The following is a 21,538-nucleotide window of genomic DNA, read 5'->3' as shown; positions in this document are numbered from 1 at the left end:
GGCGCGGGCAGGGACGCGCTCAGTCGTCCTTGCCGTGGCGCATGGCGCGCTGGATCTCCCGATCGGAGTCGCGCTCCTTCTCGGTGTGGCGCTTGTCGAAGTCCTTCTTGCCCTTGGCCAGGGCGATCTCGCACTTGACCAGGTGCTTCTTCCAGTACATCGACAGGGCGACGCAGGCGTAGCCCTTCTGTTGCACGGCGCCGAACAGCTTGCCCAGTTCGCGCTTGTGCAGCAGCAGCTTGCGCGTGCGCACCGGGTCGGCGATCACGTGCGTGCTGGCGGTGGTCAGGGGCGTGATGTGGCTGCCGAGCAGCCAGGCCTCGCCATCCTTGAGCAGCACGTAGCTGTCGACCAGCTGGGCCTTGCCGGCGCGCAGGCTTTTCACTTCCCAGCCCGCCAGGGCGACGCCCGCCTCGAAGCGTTGTTCGATGAAATAGTCGTGCAGAGCCTTCTTGTTCTGCGCGATGGTCCCCGAAGGGTGTTTCTTCTGCTTAGCCATAGGCGGCGCATTATAGGGAGTCGCCGGCTTCACCGCTATGGGGCGGCGTCGCGCTTGAGGGATAGAGGCGAATTTCGGACAATGCCCACTCTTTTCCTGGCCGCTGGCCAAGGTTTTGTAAGAAAAGTCTTCAAGTGGCGTCAGGCTGCGCTGAGCGTTTTTTCTGCCGAACCCTGGCCCCGGTCGACGGGCGCAGCGCGCCGCCGTGGCGGATGCCGCCGTCCCGCCGGCTATGCTTGGGGAGTCGCCCGCTCGACAGCAGAAGTGAGAGTTCTATGAGCACCCATATCCAGCGTTCGGCGCTGTTGCCTTATCCCGCCCGCGCGCTGTTCGATCTGGTGAACGACGTGAAGCGCTATCCGGAGTTCCTGCCCTGGTGTTCGGCCAGCCAGGTCCTGGAGGAGAGCGAAAGCCTGATGCGCGCCGAGCTGACCGTGGCCAAGGGTAGCCTCAGCCAGCGCTTCACCACCCGCAACGTGTTGGTGCCGGGAGCTTCCATCGAGATGAACCTGGAAAACGGACCGTTCACCGAACTGCATGGCGTCTGGCAGTTCAAGGCGCTGGGCGAGAAGGCCTGCAAGATCACCCTCGACCTGACCTTCGATTACGCCGGGCCGCTGGTCAAGGCGACCCTCGGGCCGCTGTTCACCCAGGCCGCCAACACCATGGTCGACGCGTTCTGCCAGCGCGCCAAGCAACTCTATGGCTGAGATCGCCGTCGAGGTGGTCTACGCGCTGCCGGAGCGACAGGCGTTACTGCGCCTGAGCGTGCCGGCAGGTACCAGCGCACGCGAGGCCGTGCTGCTCTCCGGCATCGCCGAGGCGTTTCCAGGGCTGGATGTGCAAGGTTGTCCGCTGGGTATCTTCGGCAAGCTCCTGGCACGCCCGGAGGAGCGGATGCTGGAGGCTGGCGAGCGGGTGGAGATCTACCGTCCGCTGATCGCCGATCCCAAGGAGGTGCGCAAGCAGCGTGCCGCACGTGCCCGGAGCGAGCGCGAAGGCGGTTAGCCGCGGGGTTTCCTGCGGAAATGAAAAAGCCCGGCGAATGCCGGGCTTTTTCGTGGAACGCCAGCCGTCATTGCGGGCTGGGGTCCAGAGGTTCGGGGGTCGGGACCGGTACCGGCTGGGCTTCGTCCACTTCGCGCTGGAGCTGTTCCAGGGTGGAGCCCGGTTTCGGCGGCTCTTCTTTCTGCGCTTCCGGTTTCTGCTGGTCGGCCGGCTGGGTGACGGTGGTGCTGCCTTCCTTGCCGAGGATCGCTTCGTCGCGGCTGACGCCGGGCATGAAGTCGCCGTTCAGGCCGGCCAGCTGGTCGCTGTCGTTGAAGAACAGGCTGACGCGCTCCTGCTGGCGACGACCGCCGCCCGGCTGGATGCTGTAGAGGTAGTCCCAACGATTGGCGTGGAAGGTATCGACGATGAGCGGGTTGCCCATGATAAACCGCACTTGGCGTCGGGTCATTCCGGGACGCAACTGGTCTATCATGTCCTGCGTTACGACGTTGCCTTGCTGGATGTCGATTTTATAGACGCCAGGAAACGAGCAACCGGCGAGTGCGGCAAGCCCCGCGAAAGCGAGACAGGTCAGCATGAGCTTGGCGTTTTGCATCGGTGAGCGACTTCCACTATCTTGGCTGGGCAAATAAAAGCCCGATCATACCCGTATTCCGGGATACTGCGAAACATCCCGCGCTGAGAAAGCAGACATGGTTGAAAATAGCGAACTTCGAAAAGCCGGCCTTAAAGTGACCCTGCCGCGGGTCAAGATCCTGCAGATGCTCGACTCGGCCGAGCAACGCCACATGAGCGCCGAAGACGTGTACAAGGCGCTGATGGAAGCAGGCGAGGACGTGGGCCTGGCAACCGTCTATCGGGTGCTGACCCAGTTCGAGGCCGCCGGCCTGGTGGTGCGTCACAACTTCGATGGCGGCCATGCCGTGTTCGAGCTCGCCGATAGCGGCCACCACGACCACATGGTCTGCGTCGATACCGGCGAGGTGATCGAGTTCATGGATGCGGAAATCGAGAAGCGCCAGAAGGAAATCGTCCGCGAGCGCGGCTTCGAGCTGGTCGATCACAATCTGGTGCTCTACGTGCGCAAGAAGAAGTAGTCGCGCAACGGTTCCATGCGAAAACGGCGACCCTGGGGTCGCCGTTTTCATTTTCCATTGAAGGAACGTTCAGTTCTGGGCGGCCAGGTTGACCAGTTTCTTCGCGTGGGCCAGGGATTCCTTGGTCAGGTCGACGCCGCCGAGCATGCGGGCGATCTCCTCGATCCGCTGGGCCTTGTTCAGGGTGGCGACCGCCGTACGGGTTTCGCTGCTGCCGCGTTCCTTGTGCACGAACAGGTGCTGGTGGCCCTGGGCGGCGACCTGCGGCAAGTGGGTCACGGTGAGGACCTGGCCGCGTTCGCCGAGGCGGCGCAGCAACTGTCCGACCACTTCGGCGGTGGGGCCGCCGATGCCGACGTCGACTTCGTCGAAGACCAGGGTGGGGATGCGCGAGGTCTGTGCCGTGATCACCTGGATCGCCAGGCTGATCCGCGACAGTTCGCCGCCCGAGGCGACCTTGGCCAGCCCTTTCAGCGGCTGCCCGGGGTTGGCGCTGACCAGGAACTCCACGCTTTCCAGTCCGTTGGCCTGCGGCTCGGCGCTGTCGCCGGGATGCAGGACGATGGCGAAGCGCCCCCCGGGCATGCCCAGGCGCTGCATCTCCTGCTCCACGCTGGCGGCAAGAGGTGCGGCCGCGGCCTGGCGCAGGCGGCTCAGTTCTTCGGCTTTTTCCTGGTAATGCCGGGCGTAGGCGGCCAGCTCGTCGCCCAGGCGTCCGACCGCTTCGTCGTCGGCGTTCAGCGCCTCCAGTTCGTCGAACAGGCGCTGCTGCAGGTCGGCCAGTTCGGCGGGCTGGACCCGGTGCTTGCGCGCCAGGGAGTAAATGACGTCCAGGCGCTCCTCGACCTGCTGCTGGCGATTGGGATCGGCATCGAAGTGGTCGACGAAGCGGTTCAGTTCGCCGATCGCCTCCTCGACCTGGATCTGCGCGCTGGACAACAGATTGACCGCTTCGCCGAGAGCGGCGGGCTGGCCGCTGAACGAGGTCAGGCGGTTGAGGCTGGCATTGAGCGCGGAAAGGACGTTGCCGGCATCGCTCTCGCTGCACATTTCCACGACTTGGCGGCAGGCGGCGAGCAGGCTTTCGGCGTTGCTCAGGGTCTTCTGCTCCTGCTCCAGGCTTTCCAGTTCGTTTTCGCCGAGGGACAGGTTTTCCAGTTCTTCCAGCTGGTAGCTGAGCAACTGGTGGCGGGCGCGCTGTTCGTCGCCGCTACGCGACAGGCGTTCGAGTTCCTGGCTGGTCTGCTTCCAGCGTTGCGCGGCGAGCTGCACCTGGCGCGCCAGCTCCTGGCAGCCGGCGTACTCGTCGAGCAGGCGCCGGTGGGTCTCGCTCTTCAGCAGCGACTGGTGCTCGTGCTGGCTATGGATGTCGATCAGCAGTTCGCCCAGGCTCTTCAGGTCGCCCAGCGGGCAAGGCGTGCCGTTGATGTAGGCACGCGAGCGACCTTCGGCAGTGATCACCCGGCGCAGGATGCACGGACCGTCCTGTTCCAGGTCGCGCTCGGCGAGCCAGTCGCGGGCCTCGGCGATGGCGCTGACGTCGAAGCTGGCGAGAATGTCGGCCTTGTCCGCTCCGGGACGGACCGCGCCGCTGTCGGCGCGGTCGCCGAGGGTAAGGCCGAGGGCGTCGAGCATGATCGACTTGCCCGCACCGGTTTCGCCGGTGATCACGCTCATGCCGGTAGCGAGTTCGAGATCCAGGTGCTCGACGATGGCGTAGTTGTGAACGGACAGGTGAACCAGCATGGCGGGCGGCTCCGTGGGTTTTGTCTGGTTATTTATACAGTATTTTTTCCGGCTGGCAATTGCCGCTCGCCCCTTGAACCGTGGAAAGCCGTCCCCATATAGCCGGCAACGTTGCGAACTTATGCGTTCGCCTTGTATTTGCCAGCTTATTTTTGAAGGAGAGTGGCATGGCTGACGAACAGCAGACCCTGGATCAACAGACCCCCGAGCAGCCCACCGGCGCCGCCGAGGACCTGACCGCCCGCGTGCAGGAGCTGGAGGAGCAGCTGGCTGCCGCCCAGGACCAGGCGCTGCGCATGGTCGCGGATCTGCAGAACGTACGCCGGCGTGCGGAGCAGGATGTCGAGAAGGCGCACAAGTTCGCGCTGGAGAAATTCGCCGGCGACCTGCTGGCGGTGGTCGACACCCTCGAGCGCGGCCTGGAGATGTCCGATCCCAACGACGAGGCGATCAAGCCGATGCGCGAAGGGATGGAACTGACCCTGAAGATGTTCGACGACACCCTGCGCCGCTACCAGGTGGAGGCGCTGAACCCGGAAGGCGAGCCTTTCAACCCCGAGCAGCACCAGGCGATGGCCATGCAGGAAAGCGCTTCGGCCGAGCCGGGCAGTGTCCTCAAGGTGTTCCAGAAAGGCTACCTGCTCAACGGCCGCCTGCTGCGTCCGGCGATGGTGGTGGTCAGCAAGGCGCCGGCGGAAACCCCGCCTTCCATCGACGAGCAGGCTTGAAATTCGACGCGACGACCCCATCTGGGTAGTCAACCGAGCACGAGACCCACGGGCGGGTCGCACGGAATCAAAGTTTCTGGAGAGTGAATATGGGCAAAATCATTGGCATCGACCTGGGTACCACCAACTCCTGCGTGGCTATCCTGGAGAACGGTAACGTCAAGGTCATCGAGAACGCCGAGGGCGCGCGTACCACCCCCTCGATCATCGCCTACACCAACGATGGCGAAACCCTGGTGGGCCAGCCGGCCAAGCGCCAGGCGGTCACCAACCCGCAGAACACCCTGTATGCGGTGAAGCGCCTGATCGGCCGTCGCTTCGAAGAGAACGTGGTTCAGAAAGACATCCAGATGGTGCCGTACAGCATCGTCAAGGCCGACAACGGCGACGCCTGGGTGGAAGTGAAGGGCCAGAAGATGGCGCCTCCGCAGATTTCCGCCGAAGTGCTGAAGAAAATGAAGAAGACCGCCGAAGACTACCTCGGCGAGCCGGTCACCGAAGCGGTGATCACCGTTCCGGCCTACTTCAACGACAGCCAGCGCCAGGCCACCAAGGACGCCGGCCGCATCGCCGGCCTCGACGTCAAGCGGATCATCAACGAGCCGACCGCGGCGGCGCTGGCCTATGGCCTGGACAAGGCCAAGGGCGACCACACCGTGATCGTCTATGACCTGGGCGGCGGTACCTTCGACGTGTCGGTGATCGAGATCGCCGAAGTCGACGGCGAGCACCAGTTCGAAGTGCTGGCCACCAACGGCGACACCTTCCTCGGCGGCGAAGACTTCGACATCCGCCTGATCGACTACCTCGTCGACGAGTTCAAGAAGGAAAGCGGCATCAACCTGAAGGGCGACCCGCTGGCCATGCAGCGTCTGAAGGAAGCGGCCGAGAAAGCCAAGATCGAGCTGTCCTCGACCCAGCAGACCGACGTCAACCTGCCGTATGTGACTGCCGACGCGAGCGGTCCGAAGCACCTGAACGTCAAGGTTTCCCGCGCCAAGCTGGAGTCCCTGGTCGAAGACCTGGTGCAGCGCACCATCGAGCCGTGCCGCACCGCGCTGAAGGATGCCGGCCTGGATGTTTCCGATATCCATGAAGTGATCCTGGTCGGCGGCCAGACCCGCATGCCGCTGGTACAGAAGACCGTTGCCGAGTTCTTCGGCAAGGAAGCGCGCAAGGACGTCAACCCGGACGAAGCCGTGGCTGTCGGTGCCGCCATCCAGGGCGCGGTCCTGGCCGGCGACGTGAAGGACGTGCTGCTGCTCGACGTGACCCCGCTGACCCTCGGCATCGAGACCCTGGGCGGTGTGATGACCGGTCTGATCGAGAAGAACACCACCATCCCGACCAAGAAGTCGCAGGTGTTCTCCACCGCCGACGACAACCAGGGCGCGGTGACCATCCACGTGCTGCAGGGCGAGCGCAAGCAGGCCGCGCAGAACAAGTCGCTGGGCAAGTTCGACCTGGCCGACATTCCGCCGGCTCCGCGCGGCGTGCCGCAGATCGAGGTGACCTTCGATATCGATGCCAACGGCATCCTGCACGTCTCGGCGAAGGACAAGGCCACCGGCAAGCAGCAGTCCATCGTGATCAAGGCATCCTCCGGCCTGTCCGAGGATGAGATCCAGCAGATGGTCCGCGATGCCGAGGCGAACGCCGAGGAGGACCGCAAGTTCGAGGAACTGGCTGCCGCTCGCAACCAGGGCGACGCGCTGGTCCACGCGACCCGCAAGATGATCACCGAGGCGGGCGACAAGGCCACCGCCGAGGACAAGGCGACCATCGAGAAGGCGCTGGGCGAGCTGGAAGCGGCGGTGAAGGGCGACGACAAGGCCGAGATCGAGGCCAAGATGAACGCTCTGTCCCAGGCTTCCACCCCGCTGGCGCAGAAGATGTACGCCGAACAGGCCCAGCAGGGCGAAGACGCTCCCCAGGGCGAGCAGGCGAAAGCCGCTGACGACGTGGTGGACGCCGAGTTCGAAGAGGTCAAGGACAACAAGTAAGCCCCGGCTTGCTTCTGCCCCGCGTGCCGGCCAGGCCGGTACGCATGATCCGCCACGCGGGAGCCTGCTCCCGCGTTGGCGTGTCTGGAGGGTCCTTAATTGAGACGGAAAGGTTATGGCGAAACGAGACTTTTACGAGGTTCTGGGGGTTGAGCGTGGCGCCAGCGAGGCGGACCTGAAGAAGGCCTACCGCCGCCTGGCGATGAAATACCACCCGGACCGCAATCCTGGCGACAAGGAAGCCGAGGACAAGTTCAAGGAGGCCAACGAGGCCTACGAGGTCCTCTCCGATGCCAGCAAGCGGGCGGCCTACGACCAGTACGGCCATGCCGGCGTCGATCCGAATATGGGTGGGGGCGCTGGCGCCGGTTTCGGCGGGGCGAGCTTCTCCGACATCTTCGGCGATGTGTTCAGCGATTTCTTCGGTGGCGGCGGTGCCCGCGGTGGCTCGCGCGGCGGCGCGCAGCGCGGCGCGGACCTGCGCTACACCCTGGACCTCGACCTGGAGGAGGCGGTACGTGGCACCACCGTCACCATCCGCGTGCCGACCCTGGTCGGTTGCAAGACCTGCAACGGCAGCGGCGCCAAGCCCGGCACCACACCGGTCACCTGCACCACTTGCGGCGGTATCGGCCAGGTGCGCATGCAGCAGGGCTTCTTCTCGGTCCAGCAGACCTGCCCGCGCTGCCACGGCACCGGCAAGATGATTTCCGATCCCTGTGGCTCCTGCCATGGCCAGGGGCGCGTGGAAGAGCAGAAGACCCTGTCGGTGAAGGTGCCGGCCGGCGTCGACACCGGCGACCGCATCCGCCTCACCGGCGAAGGCGAGGCCGGCAGCATGGGTGGTCCGGCGGGCGACCTGTACGTGGTGGTCAATGTGCGCGAGCACCCGATCTTCCAGCGCGACGGCAAGCATCTGTACTGCGAAGTGCCGATCAGTTTCGCCGACGCTGCGCTGGGTGGCGAGCTGGAAGTGCCGACCCTGGATGGCCGGGTCAAGCTGAAGATTCCGGAAAGCACCCAGACCGGCAAGCTGTTCCGCCTGCGCGGCAAGGGCGTGGCCCCGGTGCGCGGCGGCGGCGCCGGCGACCTGATGTGCAAGGTGGTGGTGGAAACCCCGGTGAACCTGGACAAGCGCCAGCGCGAGCTGCTCGAGGAGTTCCGCAAGTCGTTGCAGAGCGACACCTCGCATTCGCCCAAGGCCAGTGGCTGGTTCGAAGGCATGAAGCGTTTCTTCGACGACCTATAAACAAAGCCATGGGCGCGGCCTGACAGCCGCGTCCGGGTTCCGCGTGGAGTGGTTTTATGCGACGTATAGCCGTAGTGGGCGCCGCCGGGCGCATGGGCAAGAACCTGATCGAGGCCGTTCAGCAGACCGGCGGTGCCGCCGGGCTGACGGCGGCGGTGGATCGTCCGGATAGCACCCTGGTGGGGGCGGACGCCGGCGAGCTGGCCGGTCTCGGCCGGATCGGCGTGCCGCTGTCCGGGGACCTGGGCAAGGTCTGCGAGGAGTTCGACGTCCTGATCGACTTCACCCATCCCTCCGTAACCCTGAAGAACATCGAGCAGTGCCGCAAGGCGCGCCGGGCGATGGTCATCGGCACCACCGGCTTCAGCGCCGACGAGAAGCTGCTGCTGGCCGAGGCGGCGAAGGATATCCCGATCGTCTTCGCTGCCAACTTCAGCGTCGGCGTGAACCTTTGCCTGAAGCTTCTGGATACCGCGGCACGGGTGCTGGGCGACGAAGTGGATATCGAGATCATCGAGGCCCATCACCGGCACAAGGTCGATGCACCGTCCGGCACCGCCTTGCGCATGGGCGAGGTGGTAGCCCAGGCGCTCGGCCGGGACCTTCAGGAAGTGGCGGTCTACGGACGCGAGGGGCAGACCGGCGCGCGGGCGCGGGAAACCATCGGCTTCGCCACCGTGCGCGCCGGTGACGTGGTGGGCGACCACACCGTGCTGTTCGCCGCCGAGGGCGAGCGCGTGGAGATCACCCACAAGGCTTCCAGTCGCATGACCTTCGCCCGTGGCGCGGTGCGTGCGGCGCTGTGGCTGGAGGGCAAGGAGAACGGCCTGTACGACATGCAGGATGTGCTCGGCCTACGCTGAGGCGCTGCCGCACGTCGTCTTATTGGTGGACCGGAATGTCGCGATTCTGTAAACTACAGCTTTAGTGTGTCCACTAAAAGCAGCGCAGCATGAATCGAAAAAAAGCGGGATGACTCTTCACGGTGTCATCCCGCTTTTTTACACCTGCGCGACCAGTCAGGCTTGATTTACGGGAGGTCTTCTTGACTAAGCCAGCCATACTTGCACTTGCCGACGGCAGCATTTTTCGCGGTGAAGCCATCGGTGCCGACGGTCAGACCGTTGGCGAGGTGGTGTTCAACACCGCCATGACCGGCTACCAGGAAATCCTCACCGATCCTTCCTACGCCCAGCAGATCGTCACCCTGACCTACCCGCACATCGGCAATACCGGTACCACCCCGGAAGACGCCGAGGCCAACCGTGTCTGGGCCGCCGGCCTGATCATCCGCGACCTGCCGCTGATCGCCAGCAACTGGCGCAGCAAGCAGTCGCTGCCTGACTACCTGAAAGCCAACGGCACCGTCGCCATCGCCGGCATCGATACCCGTCGCCTGACCCGCATCCTCCGCGAGAAGGGTTCGCAGAACGGCTGCATCCTGGCTGGTGCCGACGCTACCGAGGAACGCGCGCTGGAGCTGGCTCGCGCCTTCCCCGGCCTGAAGGGCATGGACCTGGCCAAGGAGGTCACCACCGCCGAGCGCTACGAGTGGCGCTCCAGCGTCTGGAACCTGGAAAGCGACAGTCACCCGGAGATCCCGGCCGGTGAACTGCCGTATCACGTGGTGGCCTACGACTACGGCGTCAAGCTGAACATCCTGCGCATGCTGGTGGCGCGCGGCTGCCGCCTGACCGTGGTGCCGGCGCAGACACCGGCCAGCGAAGTGCTGGCGCTGAACCCTGACGGCATCTTCCTTTCCAACGGCCCCGGCGACCCCGAACCGTGCGACTACGCGATCCAGGCGATCCGCGAATTCCTCGATACCGAGATCCCGGTGTTCGGCATCTGCCTCGGCCATCAGTTGCTGGCCCTGGCCTCTGGCGCCAAGACCCTGAAGATGGGCCACGGCCACCACGGCGCCAACCACCCGGTGCAGGACCTGGACAGCGGCGTGGTGATGATCACCAGCCAGAACCACGGTTTCGCGGTCGACGAGAGCACCCTGCCGGACAACCTGCGAGCCACTCACAAGTCGCTGTTCGACGGTACCCTGCAGGGTATCGAGCGCACCGACAAGGTCGCTTTCAGCTTCCAGGGCCACCCCGAGGCGAGCCCCGGTCCGCATGACGTCGCCCCGCTGTTCGACCGCTTCATCTCGGCGATGGCCGAGCGTCGCTGAGGAGCAGAGCCATGCCGACCCTGGGGATAACCGATTTCTGGACCTACGTGCTGGGTGTGGTTTTCGTGATCCTGTTGCCCGGACCGAACTCGTTGTTCGTCCTCGCGACTTCGGCCCAGCGTGGCGTGGCGACCGGCTACCGGGCCGCCTGCGGCGTGTTCCTCGGAGACGCGGTGCTGATGCTGCTGTCGGCCCTCGGTGTGGCCTCCCTGCTGAAGGCCGAGCCGATGCTGTTCATCGGCCTGAAGTACCTCGGTGCGGCCTACCTGTTCTATCTCGGCGTCGGCATGCTGCGGGGCGCCTGGCGCAAGCTGCGCAATCCCGAGGCGACGGCGGCGCAGGCCGAAAAGGTGGATGTCCACCAGCCGTTCCGCAAGGCGCTGCTGCTCAGCCTGTCGAATCCCAAGGCGATCCTGTTCTTCATCTCCTTCTTCATCCAGTTCGTCGATCCCGGCTATGCCTATCCGGGGCTGTCGTTCCTGGTGCTGGCGGTGATCCTGGAACTGGTCAGCGCCCTTTACCTGAGCTTCCTGATTTTCACCGGTGTGCGGCTGGCGGCCTGGTTCCGCCGGCGGCAACGGTTGGCTGCCGGCGCCACTTCGGGCGTCGGCGCCCTGTTCGTCGGCTTTGGTGTGAAGCTGGCCACCGCAACCCTGTCCTGATTATTGCAACGAGAGTCCCATGCCAAAACGTACAGACATAAAGAGCATCCTGATCCTCGGTGCCGGCCCCATCGTGATTGGCCAGGCCTGCGAATTCGACTACTCCGGCGCCCAGGCCTGCAAGGCCCTGCGCGAGGAGGGCTACCGCGTCATCCTGGTGAACTCCAACCCCGCGACCATCATGACCGATCCGGCGATGGCCGACGCGACCTACATCGAGCCGATCAAGTGGGCCACCGTGGCCAAGATCATCGAGAAGGAACGCCCCGACGCGCTGCTGCCGACCATGGGCGGCCAGACCGCGCTGAACTGCGCCCTGGACCTGGAGCGCCACGGCGTGCTGGAGAAGTTCGGCGTGGAGATGATCGGCGCCAATGCCGATACCATCGACAAGGCCGAGGACCGCTCGCGCTTCGACAAGGCGATGAAGGATATCGGCCTGGCCTGTCCGCGCTCGGGCATCGCCCACAGCATGGAGGAGGCCTACGGCGTGCTCGAGCAGGTCGGCTTCCCCTGCATCATCCGTCCGTCCTTCACCATGGGCGGCACCGGCGGCGGTATCGCCTACAACCGTGAAGAGTTCGAAGAGATCTGCGCCCGTGGCCTCGACCTGTCGCCGACCAACGAGCTGTTGATCGACGAGTCGCTGATCGGCTGGAAGGAATACGAGATGGAGGTGGTCCGCGACAAGAAGGACAACTGCATCATCGTCTGCTCCATCGAGAACTTCGACCCGATGGGCGTGCACACCGGTGACTCGATCACCGTGGCGCCGGCGCAGACCCTGACCGACAAGGAATACCAGATCATGCGCAACGCCTCGCTGGCGGTATTGCGCGAGATCGGCGTGGAAACCGGCGGTTCCAACGTGCAGTTCGGCATCTGCCCGAACACCGGGCGCATGGTGGTGATCGAGATGAACCCGCGGGTTTCCCGCTCCTCGGCCCTGGCCTCCAAGGCCACCGGTTTCCCGATCGCCAAGATCGCCGCCAAGCTGGCGGTCGGCTACACCCTCGACGAACTGCAGAACGACATCACCGGCGGCCGCACCCCGGCGTCGTTCGAGCCGGCCATCGACTACGTGGTGACCAAGATCCCGCGCTTCGCCTTCGAGAAGTTCCCGAAAGCTGATGCCCGCCTGACCACCCAGATGAAGTCGGTCGGCGAAGTCATGGCCATCGGCCGGACCTTCCAGGAGTCGGTGCAGAAAGCCTTGCGCGGCCTGGAAGTCGGCGCCACCGGCTTCGATCCGAAGCTCGACCTGAACGACCCGGAGGCCGACAGCATCCTCAAGCGCGAGCTGACCGTGCCCAGCGCCGAGCGTGTCTGGTACGTCGCCGACGCCTTCCGCGCCGGCAAGAGCGTCGAGGAAGTGTTCGAGCTGACCCGCATCGACGAATGGTTCCTGGTGCAGATCGAGGACCTGGTCAAGGACGAGGAGAAGGTCAAGACCCTCGGCCTGTCCTCCATCGATCGCGAGCTGATGTACAAGCTCAAGCGCAAGGGCTTCTCCGACGCGCGCCTGGCCAAGCTGCTAGGCGTCACCGAGAAGAACCTGCGCAGCCATCGCCACAAGCTGAAGGTGCTGCCGGTCTACAAGCGTGTCGATACCTGCGCCGCCGAGTTCGCCACCGACACCGCCTACATGTATTCGACCTACGAGGAAGAGTGCGAGGCCAACCCGTCGAGCCGCGAGAAGATCATGATCCTCGGCGGCGGTCCGAACCGCATCGGCCAGGGCATCGAGTTCGACTACTGCTGCGTGCACGCGGCGCTGGCGATGCGCGAAGACGGCTACGAGACCATCATGGTCAACTGCAACCCGGAAACCGTCTCCACCGACTATGACACCTCCGACCGCCTGTACTTCGAGCCGGTGACCCTCGAGGACGTCCTTGAGATCGTCCGCGTCGAGCAGCCCAAGGGCGTGATCGTCCAGTACGGCGGCCAGACCCCGCTGAAGCTCTGCCGCGCCCTCGAAGAGGCCGGCGTGCCGATCATCGGCACCAGTCCGGACGCCATCGACCGTGCCGAAGACCGCGAGCGCTTCCAGCAGATGGTCCAGCGCCTGAACCTGCGCCAGCCGGCCAACGCCACCGCGCGCAGCGAAGACGAGGCCCTGGCCGCGTCCAAGGCCATCGGTTATCCGCTGGTGGTACGCCCGTCCTACGTGCTGGGCGGGCGGGCGATGGAAATCGTCTACCAGGAAGAAGAACTCAAGCGCTACATGCGTGAGGCGGTGCAGGTTTCCAACGACAGCCCGGTGCTGCTCGACCACTTCCTCAACTGCGCCATCGAAGTCGACATCGACGCGGTATGCGACGGCGAGATCGTGGTGATCGGCGCGATCATGCAGCATATCGAGCAGGCTGGCGTTCACTCCGGCGACTCCGCCTGTTCGCTGCCGCCGTACTCGCTGCCGCAGCACATCCAGGACGAGATCCGCGAGCAGGTCAAGAAAATGGCCCTGGAGCTTGGCGTGGTCGGCCTGATGAACGTGCAGATGGCGGTGCAGGGCGAGGATATCTTCGTCATCGAGGTCAATCCGCGCGCCTCGCGTACCGTGCCGTTCGTCTCCAAGTGCGTCGGCGAGTCGCTGGCCAAGGTCGCCGCCCGCGTCATGGCCGGCAAGACCCTGGCCGAGGTCGGCTTCACCCAGGAAATCATCCCGCCGTTCTTCAGCGTCAAGGAAGCGGTGTTCCCGTTCGCCAAGTTCCCCGGCGTCGATCCGATCCTCGGCCCGGAAATGAAGTCCACTGGTGAAGTGATGGGCGTCGGTGATAGCTTTGCCGAAGCCTTTGCCAAGGCTCAGTTGGGGGCCAGCGAGATTCTCCCGACCGCCGGTTGCGCCTTCATCAGCGTCCGCGAAGACGACAAGCCGTTCGCCGCCCAGGTGGCTGGCGACCTGGTCGCGCTGGGCTTCGAAGTGGTAGCCACCGCCGGTACCGCGCGTGTCATCGAGGCCGCGGGCCTGCCGGTGCGTCGCGTGAACAAGGTGACCGAAGGTCGCCCGCACGTGGTGGACATGATCAAGAACGACGAGGTCACCCTGATCATCAACACCACCGAGGGCCGGCAGTCCATCGCTGACTCCTACTCCATTCGTCGAAACGCCCTGCAGCACAAGATCTGCTGCACCACCACCATTGCGGGTGGGCAGGCGATCTGTGAGGCGCTCAAGTTCGGTCCCGAGAAGACCGTTCGGCGTCTGCAGGATCTCCACGCAGGAATCAAGGCATGAGCAAGTTCCCCATGACCGTCCAGGGCGCCCGCGCCCTGGAAGAAGAAGTGAAACACCTGAAGGGCGTGCTGCGCCCGCAGATCAGCCAGGCCATCGCCGAAGCGCGTGAACTGGGCGACCTCAAGGAAAACGCCGAGTACCATGCGGCGCGCGAACAGCAGGGCATGGTCGAGGCGCGTATCCGCGACATCGAGGCCAAGCTGTCCAACGCCCAGGTCATCGATGTCACCGCCATCCCGCACAGCGGCAAGGTGATCTTCGGCACCACCGTCGACATCGCCAATGTCGAGACCGACGAGACCGTGACCTACCAGATCGTCGGCGACGACGAGGCGGATATCAAGGGTGGCAAGATCTCGGTGAATTCGCCGATCGCCCGTGCGCTGATCGGCAAGACCGAAGGCGATGCCGTGCTGGTGAGAACCCCGGGCGGCGACGTCGAGTACGAGATCGTCGAGGTTCGCCATATCTAAGCGCGCCCCGTTGCGCGCAGGCGCGATCAGTTGGCTGCTGGCCCAGACGTTCTGGGTCGGCGGCCTCTGGTTGCTGCAGTTCGTGGTCCTGCCTGCGTTGGCCAAGACCGGACTGGCGCCGCTGCTGGTGGAAACCGTAGCCGCGGCGTTGACGCCGCTGCTGATCGGCTTCGCCGGATTCTGTGCGGCGCTGCAGGCGCTGGTGTTGGTGTCGAGCCACGGGCCGAGGAGCCTCTGGCGAGACCTTCGCGGTCAGTTGTTGCTCGCCGTCGCGCTGCTCTGCCTGGTGTATTTCCTGGTGCGTGGGCTGGCGCCCGAGGCGGTGCGCTGGCTGCTGTTCAACTACCTGGCGGTGGCGATGTGTGGCCTGCTGCTGGTGTTGCAGCCGGTACCGGGGCGGGACGAGGAAGGCGTCTGAACCAGGTCGGGAAGTTTCCCGACCTTGGTTGGATGGGGCATCAGATGCCGGCGAAACGGCTGATGTTCGAGAGATTCTTGTTCGGCTTCGGGTTCTTCCGATAGACCAGCGCCATCTTGCCGATGCTTTGCACCAGGTCGCTGCGCGACTGCGCGCAGAGTTCGTCGAGCAGGGCGCGGCGATCGTCGCGCTCGGCCAGCGCCAGTTTCACCTTGATCAGTTCGTGATCGTTGAGTGCGCGCTCGAGTTCGGCGAGAACGCCTTCGGTCAAGCCGTTCTCGGCTACGATCAATACCGGTTTCAGGTGGTGACCGATAGATTTGAACTGTTTCTTCTGCTCTTGAGTGAGCGCCATAATCAGACCCCTGGGAAAAAGTCGTCTATTTTACCCCAGTTTTAGTCCAAGTGATGCTGCCCCCGCCGACCGGGGGTGCCCGAAGAGGTATTCCGTGGCCCGCTCCAAAACCAGCCAGCGTTGGCTGAAAGAACATTTCGACGATCCCTACGTGAAGATGGCCCAGCGCGATGGCTATCGCTCGCGCGCCAGCTACAAGCTGCTGGAGATCCAGGAGAAGGACCGCATCCTGCGTCCGGGCATGACCGTGGTCGACCTGGGCGCCGCGCCGGGCGGGTGGTCGCAGGTCACCAGCCGGGTGATCGGCGACCGCGGCCGGCTGATCGCTTCGGACATCCTCGAGATGGACAGTATCCCCGACGTCACCTTCATCCAGGGCGACTTCACCGAGGACGCGGTGTTCGCGCGGATCCTCGAGGCGATCGGCGACCATCCGGTAGACCTTGTGATTTCCGATATGGCCCCCAATATGAGTGGAGTGCGGGCCGCCGACCAGCCGCGCGCCATGTATCTCTGCGAACTGGCGCTGGACCTGGCCGGCCGTGTGCTGCGGCCGGGCGGCGATTTCCTGATCAAGATCTTCCAGGGCGAAGGTTTCGACCAGTACCACAAGCAGGCCCGGGAAATGTTCGACAAGGTACAGATGCGCAAGCCCCTGTCGTCGCGTGATCGTTCGCGGGAACAGTATCTGCTCGCACGCGGCTTTCGCGGGGAATAGACTGGAATGATTGACCCTATAGCCTGTCTATTGGTCGATGACCTGTTGTGCCGGGACGGGCGAGGGTTCATAAAGGGTTACAGACAACGCCTGCGTGCGCGGGCGCTTGTGTAGTACTTTTGGCCGGAAGGAGTCTGGCCGTCGTGTGAAGCGGTTTCCAGGACGGAGCCGGCTTCAGAGGGTAGTCAATTGAACGACATGGCAAAGAATCTGATTCTGTGGCTGATCATCGCGGCGGTACTGGTGACCGTGATGAACAATTTCTCGAGCCCGAGCGAGCCACAGACGCTGAACTACTCGGACTTCATCCAGCAGGTCAAGGATGGCAAGGTCGAGCGAGTGACCGTGGATGGCTATGTCATCACCGGCAAGCGTAGCGACGGCGATACCTTCAAGACCATCCGCCCGGCGATCCAGGACAACGGCCTGATCGGCGACCTGGTCAACAACAACGTCGTGGTCGAGGGCAAGCAGCCCGAACAGCAGAGCATCTGGACCCAGTTGCTGGTCGCCAGCTTCCCGATCCTGGTGATCATCGCCGTCTTCATGTTCTTCATGCGCCAGATGCAGGGTGGCGGCGGCGGTCGCGGCGGCCCGATGAGCTTCGGCAAGAGCAAGGCGCGCCTGCTGTCCGAGGACCAGGTCAAGACCACCTTCGCTGACGTCGCCGGCTGCGACGAGGCCAAGGAGGAGGTCAGCGAGCTGGTCGAGTTCCTTCGCGATCCGGGCAAGTTCCAGCGCCTGGGCGGCCGTATCCCGCGCGGCGTGCTGATGGTCGGCCCGCCCGGCACCGGCAAGACCCTGCTGGCCAAGGCCATCGCCGGCGAAGCCAAGGTGCCGTTCTTCACCATTTCCGGTTCCGACTTCGTCGAGATGTTCGTCGGCGTGGGCGCTTCCCGTGTCCGCGACATGTTCGACCAGGCCAAGAAGCATGCGCCGTGCATCATCTTCATCGACGAGATCGACGCCGTCGGCCGCCACCGCGGCGCCGGCCTGGGCGGTGGTCACGACGAGCGCGAGCAGACCCTCAACCAGTTGCTGGTGGAGATGGATGGCTTCGAGATGAACGATGGCATCATCGTCATCGCTGCCACCAACCGTCCGGACGTTCTGGACCCGGCGCTGCTGCGCCCGGGCCGCTTCGACCGCCAGGTGGTGGTCGGCTTGCCGGATATCCGCGGGCGCGAACAGATCCTCAAGGTGCACATGCGCAAGGTGCCGCTGGGCGACCATGTCGATCCTGCCGTCATCGCCCGCGGTACGCCCGGTTTCTCCGGCGCCGACCTGGCCAACCTGGTCAACGAGGCTTCGCTGTTCGCCGCGCGCTCCAACAAGCGCATCGTCGACATGCGCGAGTTCGAGCTGGCCAAGGACAAGATCATGATGGGCGCCGAGCGCAAGACCATGGTCATGTCCGAGAAGGAGAAGCGCAACACCGCCTACCACGAAGCCGGCCACGCCATCGTCGGTCGCCTGGTGCCGGAGCATGACCCGGTCTACAAGGTGTCCATCATTCCGCGCGGACGCGCCCTGGGCGTGACCATGTTCCTCCCCGAGGAAGATCGCTACAGCCTGTCCAAGCGCGCGCTGGAAAGCCAGATCTGCTCGCTGTTCGGCGGCCGTATCGCGGAAGAGATGACCCTCGGCTTCGAAGGCGTCACCACTGGCGCTTCCAACGACATCATGCGTGCTACCCAGTTGGCGCGGAACATGGTGACCAAGTGGGGGCTGTCCGAGAAGCTCGGCCCGCTGATGTACGCGGAGGAGGAGGGCGAGGTGTTCCTCGGCCGTAGCGCCGGCAGCCAGCACGCCAATGTGTCGGGCGAGACCGCTAAGATGATCGACCAGGAAGTCCGGCGCATCATCGACGACTGCTACGGTACCGCCAAGCGACTGCTCGACGAGAACCGCGACAAGCTGGAGATGATGGCCGACGCACTGATGAAGTACGAAACCATCGACTCCGACCAGATCGACGACATCATGGCCGGTCGCGTGCCGCGCGAGCCGCGTGACTGGCAGGGTGGTTCGGGTACCGGCACCCCGCCGGCCAACCTGGAAGAGTCGGGCCGCCGCGAGAACACCCCTCCCATCGGTGGGCCGGCCGGCGAGCACTGAGAGCCCTGAATGAGCAATCCGCAATACCCGACCCGACTGCCTTGCGGCAGTCGGGTTCTTGATTTGGCCCGCCCACATGTCATGGGCATCCTCAATGTCACCCCCGATTCCTTTTCCGATGGCGGCCGTTACGACCGGCTGGACGATGCCCTGCGGCATGCCGAGCGCATGGTGCGGGAAGGCGCAACGCTCATCGACGTCGGCGGCGAGTCGACCCGTCCCGGTGCGCGCAGCGTTTCTCCGACGGAGGAGCTGGAGCGGGTCGCTCCGGTAGTCGAACGCATCGCTCGCGAGCTGGACGTCGTGATTTCGGTGGATACCTCCACGCCCGCGGTCATGCGCGAAACTGCGCGTCTCGGAGCGGGTCTGATCAACGACGTCCGTTCGCTGCAGCGCGACGGTGCGCTGGATGCTGCGGTGGATAGCGGCCTGGCGGTCTGCCTCATGCACATGCGTGGAGAACCGCAGACCATGCAGGATGCGCCTGCCTACCAGGATGTGGTGGCGGAAGTCGGCGCGTTCCTGCAGGAGCGTGTGAATGCCTGCGTGGCGGCCGGAATCGACCGCGAGCGGCTGTTGCTGGATCCGGGTTTCGGTTTTGCCAAGACACTGGAGCACAACCTGGTGCTGTTCAGGCATCTGCAGGCACTCCATGGCCTGGGCTTGCCGTTGTTGGTCGGCGTTTCGCGCAAGAGCATGATCGGCAAGGTACTGGGGCGGGAGGTGGACGAACGCCTCTACGGCAGCCTAGCTCTGGCGGCCCTGGCGCTGGCCAAGGGCGCACGGATAATTCGAGTGCATGACGTGGCGGCGACCGTCGACGTGATGCGAATGATCTCCGCCGTTGAAATGGCGGATTGAGCACGGAAGACAAAAGATGAGCAGAAAATACTTCGGGACTGACGGTATCCGTGGTCGTGTTGGCGAGTTTCCGATTACTCCGGACTTCGTTCTCAAGCTGGGCTGGGCGGTGGGCATGGCCTTCCGCCGGCAGGGCAACTGCCGGGTCCTGATCGGCAAGGACACGCGCAGCTCGGGTTACATGTTCGAGTCGGCCTTCGAGGCCGGGCTCTCCGCTTCCGGCGCCGATACCCTGTTGCTGGGACCGATGCCTACCCCCGGCATCGCCTACCTGACGCGGACTTTCCACGCCGAGGCCGGGGTGGTGATCAGCGCTTCGCACAATCCCCACGACGACAACGGCATCAAGTTCTTCTCCGGGCAGGGGACCAAGCTGCCGGACGACGTCGAGCTGATGATCGAGGAGCTGCTCGATGCGCCGATGACCGTGGTGGAGTCCGCCCGTCTCGGCAAGGTTTCGCGGATCAATGACGCGGCGGGGCGCTACATCGAATTCTGTAAGAGCAGCGTGCCGACCAGCACCGACTTCAACGGTCTCAAGGTCGTGCTCGACTGCGCCAACGGCGCTACCTACAAGATCGCTCCCAGCGTCTTCCGGGAACTGGGCGCGGAAGTGACGGTGCTGGCGGCCAGCCCGAATGGCCTGAACATCAACGACAAGTGCGGTTCCACTCACCTGGATGGCCTGCAGGCTGCGGTGGTCGAGCACCATGCCGACCTCGGCATCGCCTTCGACGGCGACGGCGACCGGGTGATGATGGTCGACCATACCGGTGCGGTCGTGGATGGCGACGAACTGCTTTTCCTCATCGCGCGCGACCTGCAGGAAAGCGGGCGCCTGCAGGGCGGTGTGGTCGGCACCCTGATGAGCAACCTCGGCCTGGAGCTGGCTTTGCAGGAACTGCATATCCCGTTCGTGCGGGCGAAGGTCGGCGATCGCTATGTGATGGCCGAACTGCTGGCTCGGAACTGGATGCTGGGAGGGGAGAATTCGGGACATATCGTCTGCTGCCAGAACACCACGACGGGCGATGCCATCATCGCGGCGCTACAGGTGCTGATGGCGCTCAAGCATCGCGGCCAGACCCTGGCCGAGGCGCGCCAGGGGATTCGCAAGTGCCCCCAGGTGCTGATCAATGTGCGCTTCAAGGGCGAAAACGATCCGCTCGAGCACCCCTCGGTGAAGGAGGCCAGCGTCCGCGTCACCGAGCAAATGGGCGGGCGCGGTCGTGTCCTGCTGCGCAAATCCGGCACAGAGCCGTTGGTCCGGGTGATGGTCGAGGGTGACGAGGAAGCTAGCGTTCGTGCCCACGCCGAACAGCTGGCAAAAATTGTTTCTGAGGTATGTGCTTGATTTTGCTTGCCAGTCTGGAAACTGTTGAGTAACATCTGCGCCCACTTTGCCCCGCGAGGTACAGCATGCGTCGACCCTTGGTGGCCGGTAACTGGAAAATGCACGGTACGCATTCCAGTGTGGCCGAGTTGATCAAAGGCTTGCGTCAGCTGGCGTTGCCGGGCGGAGTCGATGTAGCTGTGATGCCACCTTGCTTGTTCATCAGCCAGGTCATCCAGGGCCTGGCCGGCAAGGCGATCGATGTAGGTGCGCAGAACAGCGCCGTCGAGCCGATGCAAGGCGCGCTGACCGGTGAGACTGCTCCCAGTCAGTTGGCGGATGTCGGTTGTAGCATGGTCCTCGTGGGCCACTCGGAGCGTCGCCTGATTCTCGGCGAGAGTGACGAGGTTGTGAGTCGCAAGTTTGCCGCGGCTCAGTCGTGCGGCCTGGTGCCGGTGCTGTGTGTCGGGGAGACCCGGGCGGAGCGCGAGGCGGGCAAGACGCTGGAGGTTGTCGCAAGGCAGCTGGGAAGCGTGATCGACGAGTTGGGTGTTGGAGCTTTTGCTCGCGCAGTCGTGGCTTACGAGCCGGTCTGGGCGATCGGGACCGGGTTGACCGCGTCCCCCGCGCAAGCCCAGGAAGTGCACGCGGCGATCCGCGCGCAACTGGCAGCGGAAAATGCCGAGGTCGCAAAAGGTGTGCGACTCCTTTACGGCGGCAGTGTAAAGGCGGCAAGTGCAGCCGAGTTGTTCGGCATGCCGGATATCGATGGGGGGCTGGTAGGTGGAGCCTCCCTCAATGCGGATGAGTTCGGCGCGATCTGTCGTGCCGCGGGAAGCTGAAG

21 protein-coding genes are annotated in these 21,538 nt (G+C 64.4%); 17 read left to right on the top strand and 4 right to left on the bottom strand.

What is annotated here, in order from left to right:
- Positions 1-19: 19 nt before the first annotated feature.
- A complete protein-coding gene (smpB, locus tag ACYAF3_RS07140) occupies positions 20-499 on the bottom strand; it encodes an SsrA-binding protein SmpB (RefSeq protein ID WP_003100496.1) in 480 nt (159 codons plus the stop codon).
- Between the two features lie 275 nt (positions 500-774).
- On the opposite strand from smpB, the gene ACYAF3_RS07135 reads away from it, so the two are divergent.
- Both ACYAF3_RS07135 and ACYAF3_RS07130 read left to right on the top strand, forming a co-directional pair.
- Positions 775-1,209 (top strand): type II toxin-antitoxin system RatA family toxin, encoded by a 435-nt coding sequence (locus ACYAF3_RS07135; RefSeq protein WP_003100497.1) that lies wholly within the window; start codon positions 775-777, stop codon positions 1,207-1,209.
- Positions 1,202-1,507, top strand: coding sequence for an RnfH family protein (locus ACYAF3_RS07130; RefSeq protein WP_003457175.1), 306 nt, complete (start codon positions 1,202-1,204; stop codon positions 1,505-1,507). Before ACYAF3_RS07135 ends, ACYAF3_RS07130 begins: the two co-directional genes overlap by 8 nt.
- A 67-nt stretch (positions 1,508-1,574) precedes the next feature.
- Here the strand turns inward: ACYAF3_RS07130 and ACYAF3_RS07125 are convergent, their stop codons facing one another.
- Positions 1,575-2,105 carry an outer membrane protein assembly factor BamE gene (locus tag ACYAF3_RS07125; RefSeq protein ID WP_003113904.1) on the bottom strand — a complete coding sequence of 177 codons (531 nt, stop codon included), beginning with the start codon at positions 2,103-2,105 and terminating at the stop codon, positions 1,575-1,577.
- Positions 2,106-2,202: 97 nt separating this feature from the next.
- On the opposite strand from ACYAF3_RS07125, the gene fur reads away from it, so the two are divergent.
- A complete protein-coding gene (gene fur / locus ACYAF3_RS07120) occupies positions 2,203-2,607 on the top strand; it encodes a ferric iron uptake transcriptional regulator (RefSeq protein WP_003095216.1) in 405 nt (134 codons plus the stop codon).
- Positions 2,608-2,676: 69 nt separating this feature from the next.
- Here the strand turns inward: fur and recN are convergent, their stop codons facing one another.
- On the bottom strand, positions 2,677-4,353 hold the full coding sequence (gene recN, locus ACYAF3_RS07115; RefSeq protein ID WP_003100507.1) for a DNA repair protein RecN: 1,677 nt from the start codon (positions 4,351-4,353) through the stop codon (positions 2,677-2,679).
- A 167-nt stretch (positions 4,354-4,520) separates the two neighbouring features.
- On the opposite strand from recN, the gene grpE reads away from it, so the two are divergent.
- From grpE to ACYAF3_RS07070, 9 genes are all read left to right on the top strand, one after another.
- Entirely contained in the window at positions 4,521-5,081 is a 561-nt protein-coding gene (gene grpE, locus ACYAF3_RS07110; protein WP_003095213.1) for a nucleotide exchange factor GrpE, read from the top strand.
- 89 nt (positions 5,082-5,170) lie between these two features.
- The gene (gene dnaK / locus ACYAF3_RS07105) at positions 5,171-7,084 is read left to right on the top strand and encodes a molecular chaperone DnaK (protein WP_003095212.1); all 1,914 of its coding nucleotides are present in this window, start codon (positions 5,171-5,173) and stop codon (positions 7,082-7,084) included.
- Between the two features lie 115 nt (positions 7,085-7,199).
- Positions 7,200-8,333, top strand: a complete 1,134-nt coding sequence (gene dnaJ, locus ACYAF3_RS07100; protein WP_003095211.1) for a molecular chaperone DnaJ — start codon at positions 7,200-7,202, stop codon at positions 8,331-8,333.
- A gap of 56 nt (positions 8,334-8,389) precedes the next feature.
- A complete protein-coding gene (gene dapB / locus ACYAF3_RS07095) occupies positions 8,390-9,196 on the top strand; it encodes a 4-hydroxy-tetrahydrodipicolinate reductase (RefSeq protein ID WP_003095210.1) in 807 nt (268 codons plus the stop codon).
- A 182-nt stretch (positions 9,197-9,378) separates the two neighbouring features.
- Positions 9,379-10,515 (top strand): glutamine-hydrolyzing carbamoyl-phosphate synthase small subunit, encoded by a 1,137-nt coding sequence (carA, locus tag ACYAF3_RS07090; protein WP_003095209.1) that lies wholly within the window; start codon positions 9,379-9,381, stop codon positions 10,513-10,515.
- An 11-nt stretch (positions 10,516-10,526) separates the two neighbouring features.
- Positions 10,527-11,177: a leucine efflux protein LeuE gene (gene leuE, locus ACYAF3_RS07085; RefSeq protein ID WP_003121078.1), complete on the top strand. Its 651-nt coding sequence runs from the start codon at positions 10,527-10,529 to the stop codon at positions 11,175-11,177.
- A gap of 19 nt (positions 11,178-11,196) precedes the next feature.
- Positions 11,197-14,418, top strand: a complete 3,222-nt coding sequence (gene carB, locus ACYAF3_RS07080; RefSeq protein ID WP_003095207.1) for a carbamoyl-phosphate synthase large subunit — start codon at positions 11,197-11,199, stop codon at positions 14,416-14,418.
- Entirely contained in the window at positions 14,415-14,891 is a 477-nt protein-coding gene (greA, locus tag ACYAF3_RS07075) for a transcription elongation factor GreA (RefSeq protein WP_003095206.1), read from the top strand. Before carB ends, greA begins: the two co-directional genes overlap by 4 nt.
- Positions 14,892-14,901: 10 nt before the next feature.
- Entirely contained in the window at positions 14,902-15,309 is a 408-nt protein-coding gene (locus ACYAF3_RS07070) for a hypothetical protein (RefSeq protein ID WP_003113906.1), read from the top strand.
- Positions 15,310-15,349: 40 nt separating this feature from the next.
- Here ACYAF3_RS07070 and yhbY read toward each other — a convergent pair whose 3' ends face one another.
- Positions 15,350-15,664 carry a ribosome assembly RNA-binding protein YhbY gene (yhbY, locus tag ACYAF3_RS07065; RefSeq protein ID WP_003095204.1) on the bottom strand — a complete coding sequence of 105 codons (315 nt, stop codon included), beginning with the start codon at positions 15,662-15,664 and terminating at the stop codon, positions 15,350-15,352.
- A gap of 94 nt (positions 15,665-15,758) precedes the next feature.
- On the opposite strand from yhbY, the gene rlmE reads away from it, so the two are divergent.
- From rlmE to tpiA, 5 genes are all read left to right on the top strand, one after another.
- Positions 15,759-16,382, top strand: coding sequence for a 23S rRNA (uridine(2552)-2'-O)-methyltransferase RlmE (gene rlmE / locus ACYAF3_RS07060; protein ID WP_003095202.1), 624 nt, complete (start codon positions 15,759-15,761; stop codon positions 16,380-16,382).
- Positions 16,383-16,580: 198 nt separating this feature from the next.
- The gene (ftsH, locus tag ACYAF3_RS07055; protein ID WP_003095200.1) at positions 16,581-18,500 is read left to right on the top strand and encodes an ATP-dependent zinc metalloprotease FtsH; all 1,920 of its coding nucleotides are present in this window, start codon (positions 16,581-16,583) and stop codon (positions 18,498-18,500) included.
- A gap of 9 nt (positions 18,501-18,509) precedes the next feature.
- Positions 18,510-19,361: a dihydropteroate synthase gene (gene folP, locus ACYAF3_RS07050; RefSeq protein ID WP_003121077.1), complete on the top strand. Its 852-nt coding sequence runs from the start codon at positions 18,510-18,512 to the stop codon at positions 19,359-19,361.
- A 16-nt stretch (positions 19,362-19,377) separates the two neighbouring features.
- Positions 19,378-20,715: a phosphoglucosamine mutase gene (glmM, locus tag ACYAF3_RS07045; protein WP_003095196.1), complete on the top strand. Its 1,338-nt coding sequence runs from the start codon at positions 19,378-19,380 to the stop codon at positions 20,713-20,715.
- A gap of 65 nt (positions 20,716-20,780) precedes the next feature.
- On the top strand, positions 20,781-21,536 hold the full coding sequence (gene tpiA, locus ACYAF3_RS07040) for a triose-phosphate isomerase (RefSeq protein WP_016264150.1): 756 nt from the start codon (positions 20,781-20,783) through the stop codon (positions 21,534-21,536).
- Positions 21,537-21,538 lie beyond the last annotated feature (2 nt).

The sequence above is a fragment of the Pseudomonas sp. TZ252 genome (assembly GCF_056110345.1).
Note: the sequence above shows the minus strand (reverse complement) of the source record. Positions and strands in the feature narration are given on the sequence as shown.